At 60.6% G+C, this 23,488-nt stretch carries 20 protein-coding genes; 16 read left to right on the forward strand and 4 right to left on the reverse strand.

The window, feature by feature from the left end; all coding sequences use genetic code 11:
• Positions 1–9 precede the first annotated feature (9 nt).
• The 6 genes from ACM0PK_RS06910 to ACM0PK_RS06935 all read left to right on the forward strand — a co-directional run bounded on the left by ACM0PK_RS06910 (position 10) and on the right by ACM0PK_RS06935 (position 8,174).
• Entirely contained in the window at positions 10–438 is a 429-nt protein-coding gene (locus tag ACM0PK_RS06910; RefSeq protein WP_087786541.1) for a periplasmic heavy metal sensor, read from the forward strand.
• A 14-nt stretch (positions 439–452) separates the two neighbouring features.
• Positions 453–1,016, forward strand: a complete 564-nt coding sequence (locus ACM0PK_RS06915; protein WP_049400889.1) for an RNA polymerase sigma factor — start codon at positions 453–455, stop codon at positions 1,014–1,016.
• An 87-nt stretch (positions 1,017–1,103) separates the two neighbouring features.
• Complete coding sequence (locus ACM0PK_RS06920; RefSeq protein WP_008266451.1) at positions 1,104–2,327, forward strand: TolC family protein; 1,224 nt, start codon at positions 1,104–1,106, stop codon at positions 2,325–2,327.
• Entirely contained in the window at positions 2,328–3,497 is a 1,170-nt protein-coding gene (locus ACM0PK_RS06925) for an efflux RND transporter periplasmic adaptor subunit (RefSeq protein ID WP_197573148.1), read from the forward strand.
• Positions 3,497–6,742, forward strand: coding sequence for a CusA/CzcA family heavy metal efflux RND transporter (locus ACM0PK_RS06930; protein ID WP_008266162.1), 3,246 nt, complete (start codon positions 3,497–3,499; stop codon positions 6,740–6,742). Before ACM0PK_RS06925 ends, ACM0PK_RS06930 begins: the two co-directional genes overlap by 1 nt.
• Positions 6,743–6,839: 97 nt before the next feature.
• Positions 6,840–8,174: an MFS transporter gene (locus tag ACM0PK_RS06935; protein ID WP_008267238.1), complete on the forward strand. Its 1,335-nt coding sequence runs from the start codon at positions 6,840–6,842 to the stop codon at positions 8,172–8,174.
• A gap of 111 nt (positions 8,175–8,285) precedes the next feature.
• On the opposite strand, the gene ACM0PK_RS06940 is transcribed toward ACM0PK_RS06935, so the two are convergent.
• Positions 8,286–8,609, reverse strand: a complete 324-nt coding sequence (locus ACM0PK_RS06940) for a hypothetical protein (protein WP_008264507.1) — start codon at positions 8,607–8,609, stop codon at positions 8,286–8,288.
• 379 nt (positions 8,610–8,988) lie between these two features.
• On the opposite strand from ACM0PK_RS06940, the gene ACM0PK_RS06945 reads away from it, so the two are divergent.
• From ACM0PK_RS06945 to ACM0PK_RS06985, 9 genes are all read left to right on the forward strand, one after another.
• The gene (locus ACM0PK_RS06945) at positions 8,989–9,639 is read left to right on the forward strand and encodes a HupE/UreJ family protein (protein WP_223224807.1); all 651 of its coding nucleotides are present in this window, start codon (positions 8,989–8,991) and stop codon (positions 9,637–9,639) included.
• A 19-nt stretch (positions 9,640–9,658) separates the two neighbouring features.
• Entirely contained in the window at positions 9,659–10,309 is a 651-nt protein-coding gene (locus ACM0PK_RS06950; protein WP_008264806.1) for a hypothetical protein, read from the forward strand.
• A gap of 129 nt (positions 10,310–10,438) precedes the next feature.
• On the forward strand, positions 10,439–10,804 hold the full coding sequence (locus tag ACM0PK_RS06955) for a hypothetical protein (protein WP_075075811.1): 366 nt from the start codon (positions 10,439–10,441) through the stop codon (positions 10,802–10,804).
• An 88-nt stretch (positions 10,805–10,892) separates the two neighbouring features.
• Entirely contained in the window at positions 10,893–12,143 is a 1,251-nt protein-coding gene (locus ACM0PK_RS06960) for a TolC family protein (protein ID WP_075075812.1), read from the forward strand.
• Positions 12,140–13,372, forward strand: coding sequence for an efflux RND transporter periplasmic adaptor subunit (locus tag ACM0PK_RS06965; RefSeq protein ID WP_040006894.1), 1,233 nt, complete (start codon positions 12,140–12,142; stop codon positions 13,370–13,372). The genes ACM0PK_RS06960 and ACM0PK_RS06965 overlap by 4 nt, the downstream gene beginning before the upstream one ends.
• A gap of 9 nt (positions 13,373–13,381) precedes the next feature.
• Positions 13,382–16,519, forward strand: a complete 3,138-nt coding sequence (locus ACM0PK_RS06970) for an efflux RND transporter permease subunit (protein WP_032961302.1) — start codon at positions 13,382–13,384, stop codon at positions 16,517–16,519.
• Positions 16,520–16,548: 29 nt separating this feature from the next.
• The gene (locus ACM0PK_RS06975) at positions 16,549–17,247 is read left to right on the forward strand and encodes a HupE/UreJ family protein (RefSeq protein WP_008264906.1); all 699 of its coding nucleotides are present in this window, start codon (positions 16,549–16,551) and stop codon (positions 17,245–17,247) included.
• A gap of 16 nt (positions 17,248–17,263) precedes the next feature.
• On the forward strand, positions 17,264–17,905 hold the full coding sequence (locus tag ACM0PK_RS06980) for a hypothetical protein (protein ID WP_032961297.1): 642 nt from the start codon (positions 17,264–17,266) through the stop codon (positions 17,903–17,905).
• A gap of 39 nt (positions 17,906–17,944) precedes the next feature.
• Positions 17,945–18,190, forward strand: coding sequence for a hypothetical protein (locus ACM0PK_RS06985; RefSeq protein WP_008267212.1), 246 nt, complete (start codon positions 17,945–17,947; stop codon positions 18,188–18,190).
• Positions 18,191–18,472: 282 nt separating this feature from the next.
• On the opposite strand, the gene ACM0PK_RS06990 is transcribed toward ACM0PK_RS06985, so the two are convergent.
• The 3 genes from ACM0PK_RS06990 to ACM0PK_RS07000 all read right to left on the reverse strand — a co-directional run bounded on the left by ACM0PK_RS06990 (position 18,473) and on the right by ACM0PK_RS07000 (position 22,545).
• Entirely contained in the window at positions 18,473–20,524 is a 2,052-nt protein-coding gene (locus tag ACM0PK_RS06990) for a TonB-dependent receptor domain-containing protein (RefSeq protein ID WP_080347466.1), read from the reverse strand.
• Between the two features lie 146 nt (positions 20,525–20,670).
• Complete coding sequence (locus ACM0PK_RS06995) at positions 20,671–21,405, reverse strand: SDR family oxidoreductase (RefSeq protein WP_414606907.1); 735 nt, start codon at positions 21,403–21,405, stop codon at positions 20,671–20,673.
• Positions 21,406–21,480: 75 nt separating this feature from the next.
• Positions 21,481–22,545 carry an SDR family oxidoreductase gene (locus ACM0PK_RS07000; protein ID WP_008266446.1) on the reverse strand — a complete coding sequence of 355 codons (1,065 nt, stop codon included), beginning with the start codon at positions 22,543–22,545 and terminating at the stop codon, positions 21,481–21,483.
• 276 nt (positions 22,546–22,821) lie between these two features.
• On the opposite strand from ACM0PK_RS07000, the gene ACM0PK_RS07005 reads away from it, so the two are divergent.
• Positions 22,822–23,442 carry a LysR family transcriptional regulator gene (locus ACM0PK_RS07005; RefSeq protein WP_414606906.1) on the forward strand — a complete coding sequence of 207 codons (621 nt, stop codon included), beginning with the start codon at positions 22,822–22,824 and terminating at the stop codon, positions 23,440–23,442.
• Positions 23,443–23,488 lie beyond the last annotated feature (46 nt).

Genomic DNA, 23,488 nt, shown 5'->3' on the forward strand with positions numbered 1-23,488 from the left:
GGACCCCTCATGAGGCTGCCGCTGGCAACAATCGCTGGCGCCATCATTGGCGTAGTGTGCGCGCTGGCTATCGGCTGGATCTGGCACTCGCTCAATCCTGGGCACAGCGATCTCCATGAACGCCTTCACGCCGTGGTGCCTCTGGACGACTCGGAGAAGCAGATCCTCCAGGCCAAGGAACAGCTGTTCGCAACAAGGCGAGGTGAGATCGAAGCGCGCCTGCGGATTGCCAACCGCCAGCTGGCGGACGCCATCGCGGCTGACCCCAAATGGAACCCCCAGGTGGAACGTGCAAGTCGTGAGGTGGAGCGGGCTGCGGGCGATCTCCAGCGCATCACGCTCGAGCATGTGTTCGAGATGCGCGAGGGCTTGAAACCCGAGCACCGGCCGGCCTACGACAAGGCACTCCTTGAAGCACTTCGCACCGACTCTCCCTGAGCCCCACAAACGTTGTGACCATCGAGGACGACAACAACTGGGCAGTTGAAGCTGCGGCGGGTGATGCTGAGGCCTTCGCTCGCCTGGTCCGCCGTCACTCGCCAGCAATCAAGCAGATGGTTCGAGGCATGGGTCTGCCCGAAACCGACGTCGATGATGTCGTGCAGGAGACATTCGTTGCCGCTTGGCGAGGCCTGTCAGAGTACGATCCGACGCGCTCGGTACTTCCTTGGCTGATGCGTATTGGAATCAACAAGGTTCGTGATACGCAACGGTTTCGACGCGTCCGCCACTTCCTGTTTCGGGCCAAGCCTTTGGATGATGAGGAAGGACGCGCCCTGCATTCCGAGCAGGCCGGGCCAGAGCAGGTTGCCGGTTCTCAGCTTGAGCTCGCAGAAGTAAGAAGGGTTCTCAACACGATCGACCCGAGCCTGCGTGAAGCTCTGGTTCTGACTGCCTTCGTCGGCCTTTCCCAGGTTGAAGCAGCTTCCGCCCTGGGTATCAGTCTCAAAACGATAGAGGGTCGCGTCCTGAGAGCGCGGGCCAAACTGACAGATGCACTGAGCCGCGGGAAATAAATTTTCGCCGGATTCGAGGGGAAGGCCGCGCAGGCCGCGTAGTGCAGAAAGACGGCCGAGATTGCGGCCCCACTGCACCGGATCCTCATGAAACCATCATTGCTTGCCCTGACGGTGATGCTGGCCCTGACCAGTATCTCTGCGGCCTATGCCTCGGACGCCCCGAACTTCAGCGCGTTGCTCGAGCAGAGCAGGGCCCAATCCCCCTTCCTTCAGGAAAAGGGGTTCGACACAGCTGCCGCTGCGGGCGAAGCCCGCCAAGCGCGAGCGCTACGTAACCCCACCATTGATGCCCTCGCAGAGAATCTCAACGCTCCCCCCAGCAATGGCGCGAGCCAGCGGCAGACGACCTACACCATCAGCCAGCCACTCGAGATCTTTGGCCAACGTGGGGCTCGAATCCAGGCGGGAGAGAAAGGGCTGCAGGCGGCCGAAGCTCGCCAGCACCAGGCGCAAGTCGAATTCGCCGCAGCCTTGGCTGTTGCCTACGCGTCTTCCGAAGCTGGGCTGATACGGCGCGACATTGCTGCCGAAGATGTTGATCGCGCCAGAGGCGACCTGAAGGCAGCTCAGGCGCTGGTTGACGCAGGAAAGGAGGCCAGCCTGCGCGTAGCACAAGCCCAGGCAGGCTTGAGCTCAGCAGAAGCGATTGCCGCCTCAAGAGAGGCAGAGGCGGCTGCAGCTCTCGAGCAACTGTCAGTACTGGCGGGAAGAGCGGAACCCTACTCAGGCACGTCCGAGTCACTCCTGGTGCGCGAGTGGGTTGCGCCCGCAATTGCGAACGTCGATTCGGCATCTGTCCTGTCTGCGAAGGCAGACGTCGACGCGAGCGATGCGGTTCTGCGCACTGAACGCTTCAAGCGGGCACCGGACCTGAACCTCACCGCAGGCCGTCGCAACTTCGCCGCCGGTGGGGACGCATTGGTCGTCGGCGTGTCTCTGAGCATCCCATTGTTTGACCGGAACAGTGGCGGGATCAGCGCGGCTCGAGCACGGAGCGACGCCGCCCGTGCTCGATTGGATGCCGCACGCCTCCAGAGCCAGGCGGACCGTGCGACTGCGCTTGCGCGTGTTGACGCCGCCAAGCGAGGACTGATCGCTGCCTCCAAGGGAGAGGAAGCAGCCACGGAAGCCTACCGAATGGCGCGCTTGGGATACGAGGCCGGTAGAACCCCACTGGTTGAGCTGCTGCTTAGCCGTCGCACGCTGACGGACGCGAGGCTGAGCGTGGTGGATGCACGACTCGCACGCGTTGCCGCCTACGCATCGCTCGCCGTGGCCAGCGGTCAGATTGCCTTTGGAGACATGTAGATGAAGAGAAGTATTCCGGCTGTTAACACCCTGACGATGATCGGCGTGGCTACCTTGGCGCTTGGCGCAGGATTTGGCATTGCACGCTTATCCGCCCCTTCAGAGACGGTGGTCGACCCCGCGAAAGACGAAGCCAGCGCCAGTGCGCCGGCGGAGGCGGCTCAGGAAGTCGCGATTCCCAAGGAGTATGTTGCCGCTGCGGGGATCTCGGTGGAGCCCGTCACTTCCGCTCAGGTAGCGGCGAACATCACCGCATCGGGTTCGGTCGTGGCAATCCCCGGTGGTGAGGCCGTCGCGGTGGCACGTGCGGCCGGTAACGTCACCGATGTCATCCGGCAGGTGGGCGACAAGGTGAAGAAGGGCGAAGTGCTGGCACGCGTAGCCAGCCCTGATGGGGCCCGTATTGCGGCTGACCTTCGTGTGGCCAGCGCCAGCCTCTCCCTCGCCGAAAAGAACGTCAAGCGCGATGAGTCGTTGCTCGCACAGGGCGTGTTGGCACGACAAGAGGCCGAGGCGAGTCGCGCCGCTTATCTCACAGCGCAAGCAGAAGCACAACGCGCTGCCCTGGTGGCACGCACCGCCAATGTGGATGGAGGAGGTAGCGTCAACGTCATCAGCCCTATCGATGGAACCATCAGCAGCTCGCAAGTGACTCTGGGCGCTTTCGTCGAGCCGCAGGCCTCCCTCTATAGGGTCACAGGTTCCAATGGCGTGGAGATTCAGGCCTCCGTTCGTGCGGGTGACACCGGTCGGATCAAGGCCGGCGACAGCGCGTCCATTACCCGCTCCGACGGAAGCGTCACCTCAGGCAAGGTCCGTTCAGTTGCTGCCGCCGTAGGTGGGCTGACAAGGGCTGCCACAGTCGTAATCACCCCGAGCGCAGAGGCGAACGGATTGGTTGTGGGTGACGGTGTGCAGGTCCGGCTGGTCACCGCTTCCGGATCGGGTGAGGGGCTGTCTGTCTCGGAAGAGGCGGTCCAGAACATCGACGGAAAAGACGTCCTCTTCGTCAGAACCAGTAAGGGGTTCACTGCACAGCCGGTCTTCATTGGCCTCCGTAGCGGTGGTATGGCGCAGATCCTTTCTGGCGTCACTGCGGGAACCCCGGTTGCTACCCGTAATGCGTTTCTGGTGAAGGCCGAGATGAAAAAGTCGGGCGGAGACGAGTAATGATCGAGCAAGTACTTACGGGTGCCGTACGGCACCGCTGGCTGGTTCTGTTCATCACACTGGTGATTGCGGTGATCGGCGGGTGGCAACTGAACCTGCTACCGATCGACGTGACTCCGGATATCACGAACAAGCAGGTCCAGATCAACACCGTCATCCCGACGCTGAGTCCAGTGGAGGTCGAGAAGCGCGTTACCTACCCGATCGAGACCGCAATGGCAGGACTTCGGGGCGTCGCGAACACCCGGTCGTTCTCGCGCAACGGCTTCAGCCAGGTCACGGTGATCTTCGATGAGAGCGCAGACCTCTACTTCATGCGCCAACAGGTCACCGAGCGACTGACTCAGGCTCGGCCCCAGTTGCCGGAGGGTGCCGAACCGCTGATGGGCCCGGTTTCGACCGGGTTGGGCGAAGTATTCCACTACAGCGTTGAATTCACCCACCCAGATGGCAAAGATGCCCCGCGAAATGATGGTAAGCCTGGCTGGCAAAGCGACGGTTCGTTCCTGACTGATCAGGGGGAACGGCTGACGGACAACATGGCACGTCTGGCCTACTTGCGCACAGTCCAGGACTGGATTGTGCGGCCTCAGCTGCGCACGACGCCGGGCGTAGCAGACGTCGACAGCCTCGGCGGCTACGTCAAGGAGTATGTCGTTGAGCCCAATGCGAGCAAGCTCGCAGAGTACGGGTTCTCCTATACCGACCTAGCCGACGCGTTGCAGGATGCCAACCTGTCGGTCGGAGCAGACTACATCCAGAGGTCGGGCGAGTCCTATCTGGTGCGCGCAGACGCCCGCATCCGCTCCGTGGACGAGATTGCCCGTGCCGTTGTGGGCAATCGCAACGGAGTTCCCGTAACAGTGGGAGACGTCGCACGTGTGGTCGTTGACGGTGAGCTCCGCCGCGGTGCCGCCAGCCGCAATGGCTACGAGACCGTCGTTGGCAGCGCACTCATGCTGGTTGGCGCCAACAGCCGAACTGTGGCGGCCGCAGTGGGTGACAAGCTGCAGGAGATCGGCAAGACCATGCCGCCGGGCGTGAGGATTGTTCCCACGCTGGACCGATCCCAGCTGGTTGTCGCAACGATCAAGACCGTCGCCAAGAACCTGGCCGAAGGCGCTCTTCTAGTCGTGGTCATCCTATTTGCATTGCTCGGAAACTGGCGAGCTGCTGTCATTGCTGCATTGGTGATTCCGTTGTCCCTGCTGATCACCGCGATCGGCATGAACAAGCTCGGGATCTCTGGCAACCTGATGAGTCTGGGTGCGCTCGACTTTGGCCTGATCATCGACGGCGCGGTCATCATCGTCGAGAACGCGCTGCGCCGTTTGGCAGAGCGACAGCATGCACTTGGGCGCCCACTCAATCTATCGGAGCGGCTGCATGAAACGATCGCCTCGTCCAAGGAGATGGTCCGCCCGACCGTGTATGGGCAGGCGGTCATCTTCCTGGTCTTCGTGCCATGCCTGACCTTCCAGGGCGTCGAGGGAAAGATGTTCTCCCCGATGGTAATTACCCTGATGCTGGCGCTGGCCTCTGCATTCGTGCTCTCCCTCACTTTCGTTCCGGCGATGGTGGCGGTCATGCTCAAGGGCCACATTTCCGAGAAAGAAGTACGGGTAGTCGCTGCCACCAAGAGCCGCTATCAGCCGATGCTTCGCAGCGCAATCCGCCAACCCATGCCCTACCTGGCCGGTGGTCTTGGCGTCCTGGTGGCCGGCGTTGTGGCCTTTGGCTTTGTGGGTCGGGAGTTCATGCCCACATTGGATGAGCAGAATCTCAACCTGTCCTCCGTTCGCATCCCGTCCACATCGATCGAGCAGTCCGTCGCCATCGACCTTCCTCTTGAGAAGGCACTGATGACGTTGCCGGAGGTACAGACGGTGTACTCCAAGGCCGGTACCGCAAGCCTGGCCGCAGATCCCATGCCGCCCAACGCGTCCGACAACTACGTGATCCTCAAGCCCAAGGACCAATGGCCGGATGGAGTGAAGACCAAAGAGCAGGTGATCGAGAGGATTCGAGAGAAGACAGCCTTTCTTGTTGGTAACAACTATGACGCCACCCAGCCCATCGAGATGCGCTTCAATGAGCTGATCGGCGGCGTTCGTAGCGACGTTGCAGTCAAGATCTATGGCGAAGACCTGACGGCGCTTGCCGGCAGCGCTGACAAGATTGCGAGCGTCCTCAAGAAGATTCCGGGCGCATCGGATGTCCGTGTGGCGCAAACGGGAGGCTTCCCGACCTTTGACATGGCATTCGACCGGGCCGCGATCGCCCGTTACGGACTGACCGTCAAGGAAGTGGCCGACACAGTGTCTGCTGCGCTGGCAGGTCGCATGGCGGGCCAGATCTTCGAAGGTGATCGGCGCTTCGACGTAGTGGTTCGTCTGCCCCGTGTGGACCGCAGCGATCTCGATGTACTGGGAGCCGTTCCGGTCATGCTGCCGCCAGGCAGTCAGGAAGGCCGTCAGTCTGTTCCGCTTCGTGAATTGGTCAGCTTCCGCTTCACGCAGGGTCTGAACGAAGTCAGCCGCGACAATGGCAAACGTCGAATCTATGTGGAAGCGAATGTGGTCGGGCGTGACCTGGGTAGCTTCGTTGACGACGCCAAGGCGGCTATTGGCCAGCAGGTGCAGTTGCCCACCGGTTCCTGGATCGAATGGGGCGGGCAGTTCCAAAATCTGCAGGCAGCAACGAAGCGACTGGCGATCATTGTGCCTCTCTGCTTCATCCTCATTGCGGCCGTCCTCTACATGGCGATTGGCAACGGTTTGCTGACAGGTACGGTACTGACTGCAGTGCCACTTGCTCTGGCCGGTGGATTCTTCGCATTGGCGTTGAGAGGAATCCCCTTCTCGATCTCAGCCGCTGTGGGCTTCATCGCGGTATCTGGTGTCGCGGTGCTCAACGGCCTGGTTCTGATCTCCGCGATCAAGAAACGCCTGCACGAGGGGCTTCCGCCAGATGAGGCGGTCGAACTGGGTGCAATGGAGCGCGTCAGACCGGTTCTTATGACCGCGCTGGTTGCCTCCCTGGGCTTCGTCCCGATGGCGATTGCAACGGGTACGGGCGCCGAAGTGCAGAAGCCACTGGCTACAGTGGTTATCGGGGGTCTTGCCACGGCAACCGTACTGACGCTGTTCGTGCTGCCTGCGCTGTGCGGGCTGGTACTCCGAAGAACTGCGCGCAGGAAGGCCGCGGGCATTGAAGACCCCCTGCCGGTACCCGAAGTCGATTGAGCACAAGCCCCTTCCACGGCTTCACGTCCTGCCCTACGGATCGGATTACGATCCGCAGGGCAGCGGCGCTTTCCACTGTTCCATCTAGAGGTGAGCCATGATCGAGGTCCTACGCTTTCCAACATTCAGGAACCTGTTCGCTGCGCAGGTTATCGCGCTGATCGGCACGGGCTTGGCTACCGTGGCGCTCTCTCTTTTGGCCTATGACCTGGCGGGGGCTGAGGCGGGCGCTGTGCTAGGTACGGCTCTGGCAATCAAGATGATTGTCTACGTGCTGTTGGCCCCTCTGTCCGGAGCGATCGTCCCGGCAAATCTACGCAAACCGGTGCTTATTGCCCTCGACCTGGTGCGGGCGGGCGCGGCGCTTTGTCTGCCGTTCGTCAACCAGATCTGGCAGGTGTACCTGCTCATTGCCTTGCTGCAGTCGGCCTCGGCGTGCTTCACCCCTCTGTTCCAGTCGACGATCCCGGAAATCCTGAAGGAGGAACGCGACTACACCCGAGCACTGTCCCTGTCGCGCCTGGCCTATGACCTGGAGAGCCTGCTGAGTCCCGCGTTGGCCGCTGCTCTGCTGACGCTGATCAGCTTCCACGGCCTGTTCGCTGGTACGTCCGTAGGCTTCGTGATATCCGCCATGCTGGTGTTCTCAACTGCATTCCCCTTCGTTGCTCCTTCCCTGAGAAAGGACGGTCCCTACGCCCGCGCGATTCGAGGAATGCGGATCTACCTGAAGACGCCCAGGCTGAAAGGGTTGCTTGCCCTTAATCTGTGTGCGGCCGCCGGCGGCGCCATGGTGTTCGTGAACACTGTCGTCGTGGTGCGCAACGTTCTCGGCGGAGCAGAGTCACAGGTGGCATGGGCGCTGGCAGCTTTCGGTGGCGGTTCGATGCTGACGGCGCTTGTCCTCCCCAAGGTTCTCGATCGGGTGGCTGACAGGCGTGTGATGCTCTCCGCAGCCCTTGCAATGTGCATTGTACTTGTGACCCTCAGTCTTACCTGGCTGCTCTCGCCCTCCTCCATAGGTTGGCCCATCGTGCTCGCCGGCTGGGCATTGTTGGGGATGAGCTATGCGGGGCTGGTGACTCCTGGCGGCAGATTGCTGCGACGATCAGCGGAATCCACCGATCTGCCATTCCTGTTCGCAGCGCAGTTCTCTCTCTCCCACGTGTGTTGGCTGATTGCCTACCCTCTGGCGGGAACCGTGGGTGCGAAGTTTGGAATGCCAGTGGCGATCATGGCACTGGCAGTAGTCGGCATCGCCGGATTCGTGTTCGCCTGGAGAATCTGGCCCGCCCATGACCCGGACGAGATTTCCCACGGTCACGACGATCTGGCTGCGGACCATCCCCACTGGGCGGAACACGCCTCTTCCAACGGCAAGCATTCACATCGGTATGTCATCGACGACGTGCACCCTCGTTGGCCTGGATGACGGAAACTTGAACAAGGGGCGCGAGAGGGCATTTTCACCGCTCGCGCCCGACGTTGTCATATCGACTTTGCCAGAACAAGCCTCTAGTCTTTGCCCGTGCGATCCCTTCGTCTACCAACCAGCGTGCTGTTGCGCAGCTGCATCTTCATGATGCTGGTGGCGAGTCTGCTCGTGCGACCCGTCCTGAATCATCTGGGTGAGCTGCACGGCTTGCAGCACATCGTGCAGGCTGCGGTGGAACATGGTCACCCCCATGTTGGGGTGAGTGATGCCGCAGACCGTGATCTTGAACACGCGGTTGGATTGCACAGCCTGTTGCACCAGGCCGATCTGACGGCTTCTGTAGGCATCTTGGCCAGCCTTGCTGGACCCGCTCGAGTTGATCTGAGCGATATCCATCCCTGGCACCAGCCAGCGGCAGAGCTTCAGCATCATCGCTCATCCCTGTTCAGGCCTCCTATCGCCTGAGACCCAGGCATCGTGCTCGCACTGAGCAGAGGCTTGGCAGCGCCCGTCCAGTCAATCCTTACTGGACGTTCGTCGCTGCAAGAAATTATTCATTCGTTCCCCGCCCGGACCCCGCTTACGCGCAGTGATCCGTGTGACGTGCCGTGCGCGCCTTCTGCGCACTCGTAGCACGTTGCGCCGGTTCCCAGTGTCGTAGCGGATAGCTTTGGCGGAGGTCCGCTGACCGCATTCGTAGATCCTCATCATGATCCCCAGTTCTGAATCCGGGACGCTCTCGCGCGTCCTTCTCCAACCCCCACTACTGTCGCACTGGCCGCGAACTCTACTCGCACTGCTTTCCCTGTTCATGCTGCTACTCACAGCTGACGGGGCGTTGGCTCACGCGATCGCCGAAGGCGACAAGGGCTACATCCAGGAAATATCTGGAGTAAATCTGATCGCATTCGCCTATCTGGGCGCGAAACACATGGCCACCGGCTATGACCACATCCTGTTCCTCCTGGGCGTGGTGTTCTTCCTGTACCGGATGAAGCATGTCGCGCTGTATGTGACGCTGTTCGCGATCGGGCACTCCACAACGATGCTGCTGGGTGTGCTGTTCAACGTGGGCATCAACAGCTACCTGATCGACGCAATCATTGGTCTGTCTGTGGTCTACAAGGCCTTGGACAATCTGGGCGCCTACCAGCGTTGGTTCGGCTTCCAGCCAAACACAAAGGTTGCGACGTTGATCTTCGGCCTGTTCCACGGCTTTGGTCTGTCAACCAAGATCATCGAGTACGACATCTCACCCGATGGTCTGTTGCCCAACCTGCTTGCGTTCAACGTCGGCGTGGAGATCGGCCAGATCCTCTCGCTTGGCGCGATTCTGATCGCAATGGGCTACTGGCGCCGCACGCCCAGCTTCTTCAAGCACGCCTACACCGCCAATGCCGCCATGCTCTGCGCCGGATTCATTCTGATCGGCATGCAGCTCACTGGCTACTTCGTTTCCTGACTTTCAAGAGAACTACATCATGTACAACAGTAAGCCCGCCGAAGGCGACCTTCCCACCAGCCGCCAGCTGGGACGCACCACCGCAATTGCCGCCGGCATCGCCATCATCCTCCTGGTTGGAGTGGTGATGCCATCTGAGTACGGAATCGATCCCACTGGTGTTGGTCGGGTACTTGGTCTGAAGGAAATGGGGGAGATCAAGGAACAGCTTGCCGAGGAAGCGGCAGCTGACGCTGCGATGGACGCAAAGGCCGCCGAAGACGAGGCAGCCGCCCTGCTGACGCAGGTGTCCACGCAGAACCGTAAGACCGTTGAAGTTGCTCAGAAGCCTGCCGCGAGTAATGCGGCCACCGCTGCCGAATGGCGGGACGAAGAACAGGTTGTCCTGACGCCGGGCCAGGGCACCGAGATCAAGCTCGTCATGAAGGCGGGCGAGCGCGCCAGCTACCAGTGGTCTGTTGAAGGCGGCGTCGTGAACTTCGACACCCACGGAGACGGCGGCGGTCGAGCGATCAGCTATGAGAAGGGTCGAGGGGAAGCCACCAAGCAGGGGGTGCTCCTGGCTGCCTTCGATGGCAACCACGGATGGTTCTGGCGCAACAGGGGCGAGGAGCCCGTAACGCTTCTGCTCCGCACCGGAGGGGAGTACGAGTTGATCAAGAAGATGTAAACCGCAGCGGTGAGCGGTGGCCGGGTGCGCTTAAGGCCCGGCCACCGCCCTATGTGGGGTATTTCCGATGGGCTGCGCCCAGTTTCGGCCCCTCGACAACCCCAGCCAGCCCCGCTTAAGCTAACCCATATGCGTCTTTCCGCCCGCCACGGCCTTGCCCTCAGGATCAGCTTCTTTGCGCTGATGCTGTTGAGTGTCGTTGCGCGGCCGATGGTGATCCAGCTCAGCGAACTGCACGGATTGGAACATGACATCGCAGCAGCGGTGGATCATGGCCATTCACATGCCGGCGGTGCGGGCGACAATCTGGACCCGGATCACGCCACTGGCGCTCATGCGGTACTGCATCAGGCAGACGCGAGTTTCGCTGGAAGCTTGTTCACGCCCCACGTCTACCTGGCTTCACTACCGCTGGCCGGTGAAGTCCATGCTCTGCGACTTCTGAGGGTGCCTGCAGGGCACCCGGCGTCACCCTTCCGACCTCCGATCGTCTGACGACCCTAGCTGCGCTCTAGCAGCCTGAGCGCGCCTCCCGTGTAGCGGGACGCGGCGCGTCGTTCTGACTTTCTTTCCGGAGGCTTCCGTGAAATTCCGTAGTGTGTGGGCGCTGGCTGTTGCCGGCGCCTGCGGTGTGGCCCTTCCTGGCCACGCCGCCGAAGTGCTGCGCCTGGAGGATGCGGTTGCCCGCGCCCTTGGCACTCACCCAAGCGTGCAGGCAGATGCCGCACAAATAGAGGCGACAAAGAACCGTGCGGCGCGAGAGGGCTTAGCAGCCCCGTTGGTGCTCGGCGGAGAACTGGAGAACGTGGCCGGTAGTGGCAGCGTGCGAGGTATGGACGCTGCCGAGGCAACGTTCCGGGTATCCAAGATTCTGGAACTGGGTGGCAAGCGGGCGGCCCGCCAAGCGCTTGGCGGCGCGGAGGTCGATGCAGCCCAGCGAGAGGCTGATGTGACCCGGGTGGCCATCGCCACACGCACCGCTGGTCGATTCATCGACGTGCTTGCGGCGCAGGAGCATGTCGAGCATGCGGAAGAGCGGATTCGTATGGCCCGCGCGCTCCAGCGAGAGGTGGCCCGCTGGGTCTCTGCGGCACGGAACCCGGACTCAGACCTGAGGGCCGCTGAAATCGCCCTGGCCGATGCAGAGCTCAAGCGTGATCAAGCAGTCCAGCGGTTGGAGGCATCGCGCATGGCGCTTGCGTCTTCCTGGGGCTCTTTCACCGCTGACTTCGACACCGTCGCCGGCGATACAAACATCCTCCCCCCGCTGGATGACTACCAGACGCTGTCCGAACGCCTTCAGAACGCGCCACAGCAACGTGCCTTCGATGCCCAGTCCAGAATTCTTGCCGCGCGCCGCGATGTCGCCGTTTCCAGCGCGAAGCCTGACGTGAGTGTTGGATTTGGACTTCGCCGTCTTGAAGCAACGAAGGACAGTGGCTTGGTCATGTCGATCTCGGTTCCCTTGGGAACCCGGCGTCGATCAGCCTACTCGGTATCCGAAGTCGACTACGAACTGAGTGCGCTCAAGTCACGCCGTGAAGCACAAATGTTGGAGCTCAACCAGGAGCTGTTCGGAGTCTATCAACAGCTGCGCCAAGCGCAGTTGGAGGTCACCTCCGTTCGTGAGCGGCAGCTCCCCAAGGCGGAGCAGGCGATGAATCAGAGCCGTCGTGGCTTCGAGGAGGGTCGATTCTCCTATCTCGCATTGAGCCAGGCGCAGAAGACGCTGTTCGACCTTCGTGAGCGCGAAGTCGAGTCCGCCGCACTCTATCTCCGATTGCTGGTCGAGGCAGATCGCCTCACCGCCTCCGCCCAGGATATCCGCCCATGAATCGTTACGCCCTTCTTATGTTGCTTCCGCTGGCACTGGCCGCCTGTGGCGGTGAAAAGCCGGTTGAGAAAGAAGCCGCAGAGTCCACCGCCGCGGCCGGCGACTACGAGCGCGGCCCCAACCGCGGTCGCATGCTCCGCGATGGTGATTTCGCACTTGAAGTCACCGTCTATGAAACCAACACGCCTCCTCAGTTCCGCCTCTACGCCTATCGAAATGACAAGCCGATCTCACCGAATGAGGTGAAGGCAACAATGCAGTTGAAGCGCCTCGACGGTGAGGTCAATGATTTCACTTTCACCGCCGAAAACGACTATCTCGTGGGGAACGGCGAGGTCGTGGAACCTCATTCTTTCGACGTGAAGGCAGACGCAGTGGTAGGAGGAAAGACACACACCTGGTCCTATCAGTCCTATGAGGGCCGTACCACCATCGAGCCAAGCGCTGCCAAGGATGCGGGTGTGGTGGTGGAAGAGGCTACCGCTGGCACTATCCGCGATACGGTCACGCTGATGGGGAACATCGCGGTCAACACTGGCCGCCAGGCCGCCGTCAAAGCACGATTCCCAGGTATTGTCCGCAGCGTGTCGGTCGAGATGGGCCAACGCGTTTCCGCAGGGCAGACGCTGGCGACGGTTGAAGGCAATGACAGCATGCGCACCTACGCGGTGATTGCTCCCTTCAGCGGCATCGTTCTTGCGCGCAACACCAGTGTTGGTGATGTGGCCGCCGACAACACACTGTTCGACGTTGCCGATCTGTCAGAGGTCTGGGTCGATCTACGAGCTCTGGGCACTGACGCCGAGCGTCTCGCTCCAGGTCAAGCAGTGCGGATCCGTTCCGCCACGGGTGCCTTGGAGACTGAAGGTAGGCTCCAAAGCCTGCTTCCGCTGGCAAGCAGCGGCCAAAGCGTGGTTGCGCGCGTGAGTATCCCCAATGGTGACGGCAAGTGGCGTCCAGGAATGGCTGTCTCGGCCGAGGTCATCATTGCCGAGACACCTGTTCCACTGGCCGTCAAAGAGTCAGGGCTCCAGCGATTTCGCGACTTTACCGTCGTATTTGCGCAGGTGGGCGATACCTATGAGGTGCGCATGCTTGAGCTTGGAAAGCGTGATGGCGAGTGGGCAGAGGTTCTTGGCGGACTGAAGCCCGGAACGCGGTACGTCGCCGAGCAGAGCTATCTGATCCGTGCAGACATCGAGAAGTCTGGCGCCAGCCACGACCACTAAGGATCCATCATGCTAGAGCGAATCATTCGCGCGTCCATCGCGCATAGATGGCTTGTGCTGCTTCTGGTCCTGGCGCTGTCAGGCTTGGGCATCTGGAACTACAGCAAGCTGCCAATCGACGCCGTCCCTGACATCACCAATGTCCAGGTCCAGATCAACACCGAAGCACCGGGCTACTCTCCACTGGAGGCAGAGCAGCGGGTAACGTTCCCCGTCGAGACAGCCTTGGCCGGCTTAGCCAAGCTGGAGTACACGCGGTCCATTTCGCGTTATGGTCTCTCCCAGGTCACCGTTGTATTCGAAGACGGTACCGACATCTACTTCGCGCGGCAGCAGGTGGCCGAGCGCTTGCAGCAAGCCGCATCCCAGCTCCCAACTGGGCTGAAGCCAACGCTGGGCCCGGTCGCCACCGGTCTCGGTGAGATCTTCATGTACACCGTGGAAGCCGAGAAGGGTGCTGAAGAGACCTGGACGCCGATGGCGCTTCGTACCCTCCAGGATTGGGTGGTACGCCCCCAGATGCGACATCTGAAAGGTGTTACAGAGGTCAACACCGTCGGTGGCTATGTGCGGCAGTTCCACATCACGCCTGACCCGCGCAAGCTTCAGGCGTACGAGCTGACCATGCAGGATGTGATGGAGGCCGTGGCGCGCAGCAATGCGAACGTGGGTGCCGGCTACATTGAAAAGAGTGGTGAACAGTACCTTGTGCGCGTTCCTGGCCAAGTGGCGGACATGGACGGCCTGCGCAAGATCGTGGTCGCCAATCGCGAGGGGCTGCCGCTTCGCGTCGGTGACCTCGCAGACGTTCACGAGGGCACCGAACTGCGAACGGGTGCAGCGACCAAAGATGGCAAGGAAGTGGTACTTGGTACTGCATTCATGCTCATTGGTGAGAACAGCCGCGAAGTCGCTCAGCGAACCGCTGCCAAGCTGAAGGAGATCGACGAGACGCTTCCAGAAGGTGTCCGCGCGCATGCGGTCTATGACCGTACGGAGCTGGTCGACCGCACCATTGAAACCGTCAAGAAGAACCTACTGGAAGGTGCCCTGCTGGTCATTGCGGTGCTGTTCCTTCTGCTCGGAAATCTTCGCGCCGCACTGATCACGGCCGCGGTCATTCCTTTGACCATGCTGCTGACCATCTCCGGCATGGTCCAGAACCGTGTCTCAGCAAATCTGATGAGCTTGGGTGCGCTGGACTTCGGTCTGATCGTCGACGGCGCGGTCATCATTGTTGAGAACTGTCTGCGCCGCTTCGGCGAGCGTCAGCACGCCCTGGGGCGTCTGTTGACCCGGGATGAGCGCTTTGCTTTGGCCGCCAGCGCCAGTGCCGAGGTGATCAAGCCCAGCTTGTTCGGCTTGTTCATCATTGCCGCCGTCTACATCCCGATCTTTGCGCTCTCCGGCGTGGAAGGAAAGATGTTCCACCCGATGGCCCTGACCGTCGTTATCGCGCTGACTGGTGCGATGGCATTGTCCCTCACGTTCGTTCCCGCTGCGGTTGCTCAGTTTGTCACGGGCAAGGTCTCGGAGAAGGAAACCAAGGCTATGCGGGGCGTAACCAAGCTGTATGGCCCGATGCTGGAGCGGGCAGTCAGTGCTCGCAAACTGGTTGTGGGTGGTGCAGCCGTCCTCACCGTACTGGCGGGTCTTCTGGCCAGTCGCATGGGCACTGAGTTCATTCCGAATCTGGACGAAGGTGATATTGCGCTTCACGCGCTGCGCATTCCCGGCACTAGTCTGACGCAAGCCATCGGCATGCAGCGCCAGCTTGAAGCGACCATCAAGAAGTTCCCCGAGGTGGATGAGGTTGTCGCAAAGATCGGCACAGCAGAGGTAGCGACCGACCCCATGCCACCGTCGGTCGCAGACACCTTCATCATGCTCAAGGATCGCGACCAATGGCCTGATCCCCGCAAGCCAAAGGCGCAGCTCATTGCTGAGCTGGAGAAGGCTGTCCGAGCAATTCCCGGCAACAACTACGAGTTCACCCAGCCCGTGCAGATGCGCATGAACGAGCTGATTGCCGGTGTACGCGCCGAGGTGGCGGTGAAGTTGTACGGTGACGACCTGGATCAGCTGGCGCAGATCGGCAGCCAGATCGAGGACGCCGCAGGTTCCATCCCAGGCGCCGCAGACGTGAAGTTAGAGCAGATCAGTGGTCTGCCTCTTATGACCATCACGCCTGACCTGGGTGCTTTGGCCCGCTATGGCGTTTCGATCGACGAGGTCCAGAAGACCATCTCTGTTGCGCTGGGCGGTGAGGCGGTCGGTCAGGTCTTTGAGGGTGATCGTCGCTTCGACATCGTCGTTCGTCTGCCCGAGAACCTGCGTCAGGACACCCGGACGCTCGCATCGCTACCGGTAGCCGTCGCCGTCGGGGCCAGTTCCGGCGAACAGAGAGCGTTCGTTCCGCTGGGGCAGCTGGCTAAAGTTGAAGTTGCGCCAGGCCCAAACCAGGTCAGTCGCGAGAACGGCAAGCGTCGCGTCGTCATCACCAGCAACGTACGTGGTCGCGACCTTGGTTCGTTCGTAGAGGAGCTGCGAGAGAAGGTTGGTCAGGAGGTGCAGTTGCCGGAAGGCTACTGGATTGAGTATGGCGGTACCTTCGAGCAGCTCATCTCTGCCAGCAAGCGGCTGTCCGTGGTCGTGCCGGTCGTCCTGGTGATGATCTTCGGCTTGCTCTTCATGGCGTTCGGCTCGGGCAAGGATGCTGCCATCGTGTTCAGCGGCGTTCCACTTGCGTTGACCGGTGGCGTGGTGGCTCTGTGGATGCGTGACATACCCCTGTCCATTTCTGCAGGCGTGGGGTTCATCGCGCTGTCGGGCGTCGCCGTGCTCAACGGCCTGGTCATGATCAGCTTCATCAAGAGCCTTAGGGAACAGGGCACTCCCCTGCACCAAGCGGTAACCGAAGGTGCACTGACCCGGCTGCGCCCCGTGCTGATGACGGCCCTGGTTGCCAGCCTGGGCTTCCTGCCAATGGCCCTAAACGTTGGGGCTGGCGCGGAAGTTCAGCGCCCGCTGGCGACGGTCGTTATCGGCGGAATCATCTCCTCCACGCTGCTGACCTTGCTGGTGTTGCCGGCGCTCTATCGCCTCATCCACCGCGAAGGGGATGAGCGGAAGGAGGACGCAGCGTGAACCCGTCCATCTCAACCCCTCCCAGGAACATGCAGTTGACCATTTCCAAACGAACCCAAGCGTGGCTCTACCTGCTTGCAGCCATCCTTCTGCCTTGCGTTGCTTGGGCGCATGGCGTCAGTGAAGGCGACCAGGCCTTCCTGGAAGACAGTACCGGCCTGCAGCTCATCGCGTTCACGTACCTCGGCGCCAAGCACATGGTGACTGGATACGACCACCTCCTGTTTCTGTTCGGGGTGATCTTCTTCCTGTACCGGATGCGTGATGTCAGCATCTACGTGACGTTGTTCGCGATCGGCCACAGCACCACCTTGCTGCTAGGTGTCCTGGGCGGATTGCATGTGAATGCGTACCTGGTCGACGCAATCATTGGCCTGTCGGTTGTCTACAAGGCGCTGGACAACATGGGCGCGTTCAAGCGCTGGTTTGGGGTACAGCCCAACACCAAAGCCGCCGTGCTGATCTTTGGCTTCTTCCATGGCTTTGGTCTAGCGACAAAGCTGCAGGATTTCTCGCTCTCACCTGACGGGCTTGTCCCAAACATGCTCGCCTTCAACGTGGGGGTCGAGATCGGACAGCTGCTCGCGCTCGCAGGCATCTTGATCGTGATGGGCTTCTGGCGCCGCTTGCCGTCATTCCATCGACAGGCGTACAGCATCAACACCGCCCTTATGTGCGCCGGCTTCGTGCTTGTTGGCATGCAGCTCACCGGCTACTTCGTTTCCTGAATCTACAGAGGTACTCATGTCCATCACGCTTTCCAATCAGCTGCCCAGCACTCGCAAGCTGCTGAAATCCACCGCCCTGGCCGCTGCCGTTGCAGGGGTGATTCTGCTCACCACCGTGCTTCCCGCGGAGTACGGAATCGACCCTACGGGCGTAGGTAAGGTTCTGGGTCTGGACGCCCTAGCCTCCACTGACCAGGTAGAGGCCGTAGCTCCCCCAGTTCCGGCATCTGCTGGCAGCGCCGAAGCCGTCTCGGCGCTGTTCGAGAAGGCCAAGGTTGCCTTCGGGAGCAATGGCAAGCAGGCCTTCGAACCCGCCGCTGTCTCTCTCGCCAGCACTCCTTTACGGCAGGACTCACTGACGATCGAGCTTGCCCCTGGTAAGGGCCAGGAGGTGAAGGCCCATATGGCTCAGGGCGCTGGGATGGTTTTCAGCTGGAAGGCCACGTCTGATGTTGCCGTGGACATGCACGGCGAGCGTCCCGACGTGAAGGGCCCCTGGACCAGCTACGCCGTTGAAGGCGCCCAGCGTCAGGCCGAGGGAACGTTCATTGCTCCCTTTGAAGGTACCCATGGGTGGTACTGGCAGAACCGCGGCAGCACCCCCGTGATCATCGAGGTGCAAATTACCGGCTACCAAGCCGACCTCTACCAGCCGTGACACCCGGCATAACGCCGAAATCAACCTAGGAGAAGCAACATGAAGAATCGTTTTGCCCTCATCAGCGTCCTTTTCGCTTCCATTGCAGCGTCCGCATCGGCCTTCGCACATGATCCGGCGCTTCATGCCGAGTCGGAAGTGAAGGAGGCGCCTAAGGCAAAGCCTGCTACGTGTGAACAGCTGGCTGACCGGACGAAGTTCAAGGTGGATCTTGCCGATCCTCAGACCAAGGCGCTGAAGGACAGGTGCGACGCTCAGGCGCAGTCGGCTGCGAAGAAGAAGTAATTGATTGCGGCGAATGGTCCGGCTTGGGTGAAGTCGGACCATTCGTCTTTACCCTTGAGCCAAGCGAATAGTGCCAGCGTCGTCCTACAAATAGACCTCGGTTAGACCCTCATTCTTCCAACAGGCTCGCTCTCGAATGCTAGCGTTTGACCGGAGGATTGCGATTAGAGCCGCACTCGGGCTTACATTCTCCAAACCCGAGTGCGGCAAAGTTCATTTGCAATCATCGACGTGATCGAACGTGCTGAACCGAACGCAATCTCCTGACCTGATCAACCCGCCTTAGAAGCGCGCGGTCGCGCCCACAAAGAGCGTGCGTGCGCCGCCGTCGTAATTATTGCCTTCTTCAAGCGTGGAAACATCACCCAAGTTCAGTACGCCGACGCGCAAGGTCAGGTTTTCGTTCACATCGAGAGCGGTGACCAGATCCACCGTGGTGTATGCCTTGGCGAAGGTAGGTCTGGACGAAGACACAAGCTGCTTCCCGATGTGTTGCGCGCTGAGGTTAAGCGACCATGCATCGGACACGCTCCAGTTCAGCGAAGTGTTGGCGGTGATCTTCGGCACCACTAGCAGGCTGGCGCCGGTGGTGCGGTTCTTCGATTCCAACATGCGTGTGGCGTTGGTGGTCCAGCTCAGTCGCTCGTGCAGCGGCACGGTCACACTGGCTTCCACGCCTCGCGTGCGAGCCTTCTGGATGTTCTGCGCCACCGTCCACCAGAAGCCGTTTACGAAGCTAGTGTTCTGGCCTGGGATCTCGCGCAGCGGCACCTGTTCGATCTTGTCGTCGAAGTTGGTCAGGAAGTAGGTGGCCGATGCGGACCAGCCGTTCTGGTCGAAGCCCACGCCAAGCTCATAGTTGGTGCTGGTTTCCGGTTTCAGGTTCGGGTTACCGGCCATGTAGCAGCCGGTCGTGCCGTCGGCGTTGATCAGCCGGCTGTTCCAGCCTTCCGGGGTCAGGCTGCCGCAGCCGCGTCCCAGAGACTGGGTGGCCGCACCAGCGGTGCCCTGCTTAAGATTGGGCGCGCGGAACCCTTTGGAGACACCGCCGCGTACTGTCCATGCGTCTGCCGGGTGCCACACGCCGTAGATGCGCGGGCTCACGTTGTCGTCGTAGTTGTCGGTGTTGTCCCAGCGCACGCCCAGAGTCAGCACGAAGCGCTCGTGCAGGGTGATGTGGTCTTCGGCGAACAAGGCCCATGAGTCCGCTTCACTGGTCGGGCTGATGCGGCTGCTGCCGGTCCAAGTCACAGGTACGGTACCGATGGTGTCGCTGTTTTCCAGCTGCTCGCGCTTCCACTGACCACCCACGTTCAGGCTGTGCTCGAAGCCCCAATGGAAAGCGGTGGTGAAGGCAGTATCGAACACCGTTTCCTTCGAATGGTTGCCCACCGCACTGCCCTTGTCTTGGTAGTCGTTCCGCACAAGGGTGGTCTTGGAGGTGGTGGAGTCGCCGTAACGGCCATCATGGCCCAGCACGTAACCGGTCTGTACCAGCTTGGACAGACCCCAGGCATATACATCACCGCTGCCGGTGTTGCGCTGCACGCCGCGCGACCCTTCTATGGTCAGTGCGTGGTCATCGTTGAGGCGCCAGTGGAACTGCAGGTTGGCATTCTCCGCCTTGCTGCCCGGAGTCTGGCCCTCAAGGCGATCGGACTTGCGGTCGGTCACGTTGGCCCCGATGCGGATCCCCAGGTTGTCGGTCAGTGGGCCGCTGAAAAGGGCACCCATCTGCGTGGTATCACCGCGGGTGGATGAATCGGGCACGCTGTGGTTCAAGGTGACCGAGCCGCCCCAGTGGTCGGAAATCTTGCGGGTAATGATGTTGATCACGCCGCCCATCGCATCCGAACCGTATAGCGACGACATCGGGCCGCGCACCACTTCTATTCGTTCGATCATGTCCGGCGACAGCCAGTTCAGATCCTGCGGACCCAGGTCGTCGCGGTAGTTCACGCCGGAGGAGTTGCCCTGGCGGCGGCCGTCGATCAGGATCAGCGTGTACTGCTCGGGCAGTCCACGCAGGCGGATCTTCGACTGCGCTCCGGACAGTGCATAGCCACCGGTCACTCCAGGGACGGTACTCAGCAGCTGGCCGATGCTGGTGACCGGCTTACGCTCGATCTCCTCGCGGCTGATAACGCTAATGCTGGCTGGCGCATCCCTGATCCACTGCTGGGCACCGGTGGCGGTAACGACCAAGGTGTCCAACTGCTTGACGGAGGAGGCATGCGTCAAAGCTTCAGCGCTGGCATGCGAAGAAAGGGCCAGACCAATAGCAACTGTCAGCGTGGGAAGAGCAAGTCGTGACTTCAGGTATGTGTGCGACATCTCGGGGTAATCCGGTAACGGGCATTATTGCTGGGGAATGGCTGCCTCGCTTGATTCCGGAAAACGCCCATATCGGGTCGAGGGCTGGCTTGCGTCTTGAGGTCAGGTATCAAACTGTGGCCGACCGATGCTGTCTGGGCAGCACCTCAGCTGGACTGGCTCATGCTCCAAGTCGTCCATACGCCGGTCCGCAAGGTCCGCGGTTGCTGCAAGCAATAGACAATCTGCGAGGCTACATCCTGCGCGGCCATGAATTCGCTCAAACGGGGATCGTCGGCCGTGCGACCGTGACCCACGGCAAAAGATGTATGAGTACCTGCGGGGCAGATGGCACTCACGCGAATCCCATCTTTCCTTACTTCTCGGTCCAAGCCGCCCGCAAAAATGAGCTGGGCGGCCTTGGTACCTGCGTAGACGGCTTCGTCCGCCCCACTGCGATGAGCTGCGACGCTCGATACGATCAAAATATCCCCGCCACCAACGCTACGAAGATGAGGGAGGAAAGCACGTACCGTGAGGACCGTTCCGAGATAGTTGATTTCACACATTTCGATGACTTGATCATCGCTTGCGTCAGCGACTCCGCCGTAGTAGCCAACCCCGGCGTTGGCCACTACCGAATGTACGCTTCCAAAGTGATCAATGCCGCTAGATGCGAAGGCACCCACGCTATCCGGATCGCGCACATCCAGACGCATCCAGTAGGCGCGATCAGCGCCGAACTCATCCTGTAGCCGCTTGAAGTCACCTAAACGCCTGGATCCTCCAAGAACGCTTCCACCACTGCGTAAGATCATCTCCGCCGTTGCCAGTCCGATCCCCGAACCGGCGCCAGTAATGGCAACGCAGCGGTTTCTAAGGCTGTAACTTGCTTCTGTCAAGGTCTATCTCCTACGTTCGTTGGCGACCAGGTGTAGTTGAGTCATGAAAGGAGTTGGGGTCGTCTGTGACGCAAGTTAGGGGCGTGCAGCGCCACCTTCGGCCCCATACACCTGGCCGTTCGCATAACTGGCGTCGCTTGCCGCAAGTTGGACGAAGATTGAACCCAGCTCAGCAGGCTGACCTGCGCGTCCTAGCGGCTTGTCCCCCCCGAAGTTCGGAATCTTCTCGGATGCAGTCCCGCCACTGATCTGCAACGGAGTCCAGATAGGACCTGGAGCAACTCCGTTTACCCGAATCCCCTTAGGGCCAAGCTGCTTAGCCATCGAGCGAACGTAGCTAACCTGCGCACTCTTCGTCATCGCATAGTCGACCAGGTAGGGGGACGGATCGTAGCCCTGCTCAGACGTAGTAACGATGATGACGCTTCCAGGCGGAAGAGACACACGCAGTGCCTCTTGGGTCATCCATACCATTGCATTGATGTTGGTAAGGAAGGTGTTCTCGAGGTGTTCGTCGGTAATCTTTAGAATGTCCGGCTCCTGCTGCTGATACGCCGCGTTCAGCACCAAGGTGTCGATCGAGCCCAAGGCCGATGCCGCCTTGCGCACAAGATCCAGGCAAAAGTCTTTGCTGCGAATATCACCAGGTAAAGCGTATGCCTGACGGCCGGTTGCGCGTATCAGCGCAATAACTTCACGCGCATCTTCCTCTTCTTCAGGCAAATAGTTGATGGCCACATCGGCACCCTCGCGGGCGTATGCAATGGCAGCGGCCCGACCGATTCCTGAGTCTCCTCCCGTAATCAGTGCCTTGCGGCCTTCAAGGCGCCGATTGCCTCGATAGGTTTTCTCACCGTGGTCCGGCAGCGGACGCATCTTCGACGCAAGCCCCGGCCAAGGCTGTTCTTGGCGCGGGTAGGGTGGCCGAGGATATGCCTGCCGAGGGTCGATCAGGCCGGCTCGCGGGCGGCCCTGACCCTGCGCCTCCGAGAGTACCGCAGCGGGCACAGCACCGAATGCCGAGGAAGCAGCAATTCCGCTGGCGATGGCCACACTGCTTCCCGCAATAAACTGTCTGCGGCCGATGACCGGCGTGGCTTCATCGTCGTGCTCAGGCAAATCACTATTCGAATTTGACATGTTCATCCCAGTTGATTGGTCACTCTGGCCCAAGCAAATTTGAGTACAGCGACCGTGGAGGAGACGCAACTTTACTGCGGCGAACATGCGCAAGTAGCAATTTTATTGCTGAAGTTCTTTCAATTCAGAAATGATCGAAAGCGTCGACGGCGCAGCTTCTTGCCATGCCATCCTCGGCGATAATGGGGAAGCATCTGCACTGCGTTCGATCCATAAATCATGCTTTGTGCGGCGGATCATTGGCACGTTTAGTAATCGATACCCGGGTGAAGTGTCTTGAAAGGTGATCTAGAGAGAATAAGCATTTCAGATCTAGCTGCGTTCATCGAGATCGCTCGGCATGGATCAATGCGCGCCGCCGCCCTCGAACTTGGCTTATCTGCCTCAGCTCTAAGTCACGCCTTAAAGCGGCTGGAAGATCGACTGGGTGTGCGTCTCGTTAATCGTACGACCCGTGCGCTTTCGATCACCGTTGAAGGACGCGAACTGGAACGCTATGTAGCCACTGGCCTAGATACAATTGGAGAGGGTCTAGCCGCGATTCGGGCTCGGAAGCAGTCAGAGATCCAGATGCTCAAGATCTCGCTATCACACGATGCGGCGCGCCTCCTACTCTGGCCAGTGCTGTGGAGCTTTCAGCAACGCTGGCCTAACGTCCATCTTGATCTAGTGATAGAAGAACGCCTGGTGGACTTAGTAGCGGAAGGCTTTGACGGCGGCATTCGATACGGTGACCGAGTGCCAGAGGGGATGGTTGGTCTGGAGCTTACACATCCGCTTAAGTGGGTGGTCGTGGCAGCGCCCAGCTATCTGCAACATGCTGGGAGACCTGAGAATCCAAGCGATCTGTGGACCGACCAGAGTTCCATAGACACTCAGTCGCCGCTCTGCGCGTAGCGCTTTTCGAACTCTACCGGTGACATGCCGCCAGCGGAACCATGCC

Source organism: Stenotrophomonas sp. FR010 (assembly GCF_047520755.2).
Lineage (GTDB): Bacteria > Pseudomonadota > Gammaproteobacteria > Xanthomonadales > Xanthomonadaceae > Stenotrophomonas > Stenotrophomonas sepilia.

What these genes read in the sequence shown, in the direction of transcription:
- ACM0PK_RS06980 (WP_032961297.1), top strand. Translation starts at nt 17,264, where the DNA reads ATGTCCATCACGCTTTCCAATCAGCTGCCCAGCACTCGCAAGCTGCTG.
- ACM0PK_RS06965 (WP_040006894.1), top strand. Translation starts at nt 12,140, where the DNA reads ATGAATCGTTACGCCCTTCTTATGTTGCTTCCGCTGGCACTGGCCGCC.
- ACM0PK_RS06985 (WP_008267212.1), top strand. Translation starts at nt 17,945, where the DNA reads ATGAAGAATCGTTTTGCCCTCATCAGCGTCCTTTTCGCTTCCATTGCA.
- ACM0PK_RS06925 (WP_197573148.1), top strand. Translation starts at nt 2,328, where the DNA reads ATGAAGAGAAGTATTCCGGCTGTTAACACCCTGACGATGATCGGCGTG.
- ACM0PK_RS06945 (WP_223224807.1), top strand. Translation starts at nt 8,989, where the DNA reads ATGCTGCTACTCACAGCTGACGGGGCGTTGGCTCACGCGATCGCCGAA.
- ACM0PK_RS06955 (WP_075075811.1), top strand. Translation starts at nt 10,439, where the DNA reads ATGCGTCTTTCCGCCCGCCACGGCCTTGCCCTCAGGATCAGCTTCTTT.
- ACM0PK_RS06975 (WP_008264906.1), top strand. Translation starts at nt 16,549, where the DNA reads ATGCAGTTGACCATTTCCAAACGAACCCAAGCGTGGCTCTACCTGCTT.
- ACM0PK_RS06910 (WP_087786541.1), top strand. Translation starts at nt 10, where the DNA reads ATGAGGCTGCCGCTGGCAACAATCGCTGGCGCCATCATTGGCGTAGTG.
- ACM0PK_RS06920 (WP_008266451.1), top strand. Translation starts at nt 1,104, where the DNA reads ATGAAACCATCATTGCTTGCCCTGACGGTGATGCTGGCCCTGACCAGT.
- ACM0PK_RS06990 (WP_080347466.1), bottom strand. Translation starts at nt 20,524, where the DNA reads ATGTCGCACACATACCTGAAGTCACGACTTGCTCTTCCCACGCTGACA.
- ACM0PK_RS06970 (WP_032961302.1), top strand. Translation starts at nt 13,382, where the DNA reads ATGCTAGAGCGAATCATTCGCGCGTCCATCGCGCATAGATGGCTTGTG.
- ACM0PK_RS06940 (WP_008264507.1), bottom strand. Translation starts at nt 8,609, where the DNA reads ATGATGCTGAAGCTCTGCCGCTGGCTGGTGCCAGGGATGGATATCGCT.
- ACM0PK_RS06935 (WP_008267238.1), top strand. Translation starts at nt 6,840, where the DNA reads ATGATCGAGGTCCTACGCTTTCCAACATTCAGGAACCTGTTCGCTGCG.
- ACM0PK_RS07000 (WP_008266446.1), bottom strand. Translation starts at nt 22,545, where the DNA reads ATGTCAAATTCGAATAGTGATTTGCCTGAGCACGACGATGAAGCCACG.
- ACM0PK_RS06930 (WP_008266162.1), top strand. Translation starts at nt 3,497, where the DNA reads ATGATCGAGCAAGTACTTACGGGTGCCGTACGGCACCGCTGGCTGGTT.
- ACM0PK_RS06950 (WP_008264806.1), top strand. Translation starts at nt 9,659, where the DNA reads ATGTACAACAGTAAGCCCGCCGAAGGCGACCTTCCCACCAGCCGCCAG.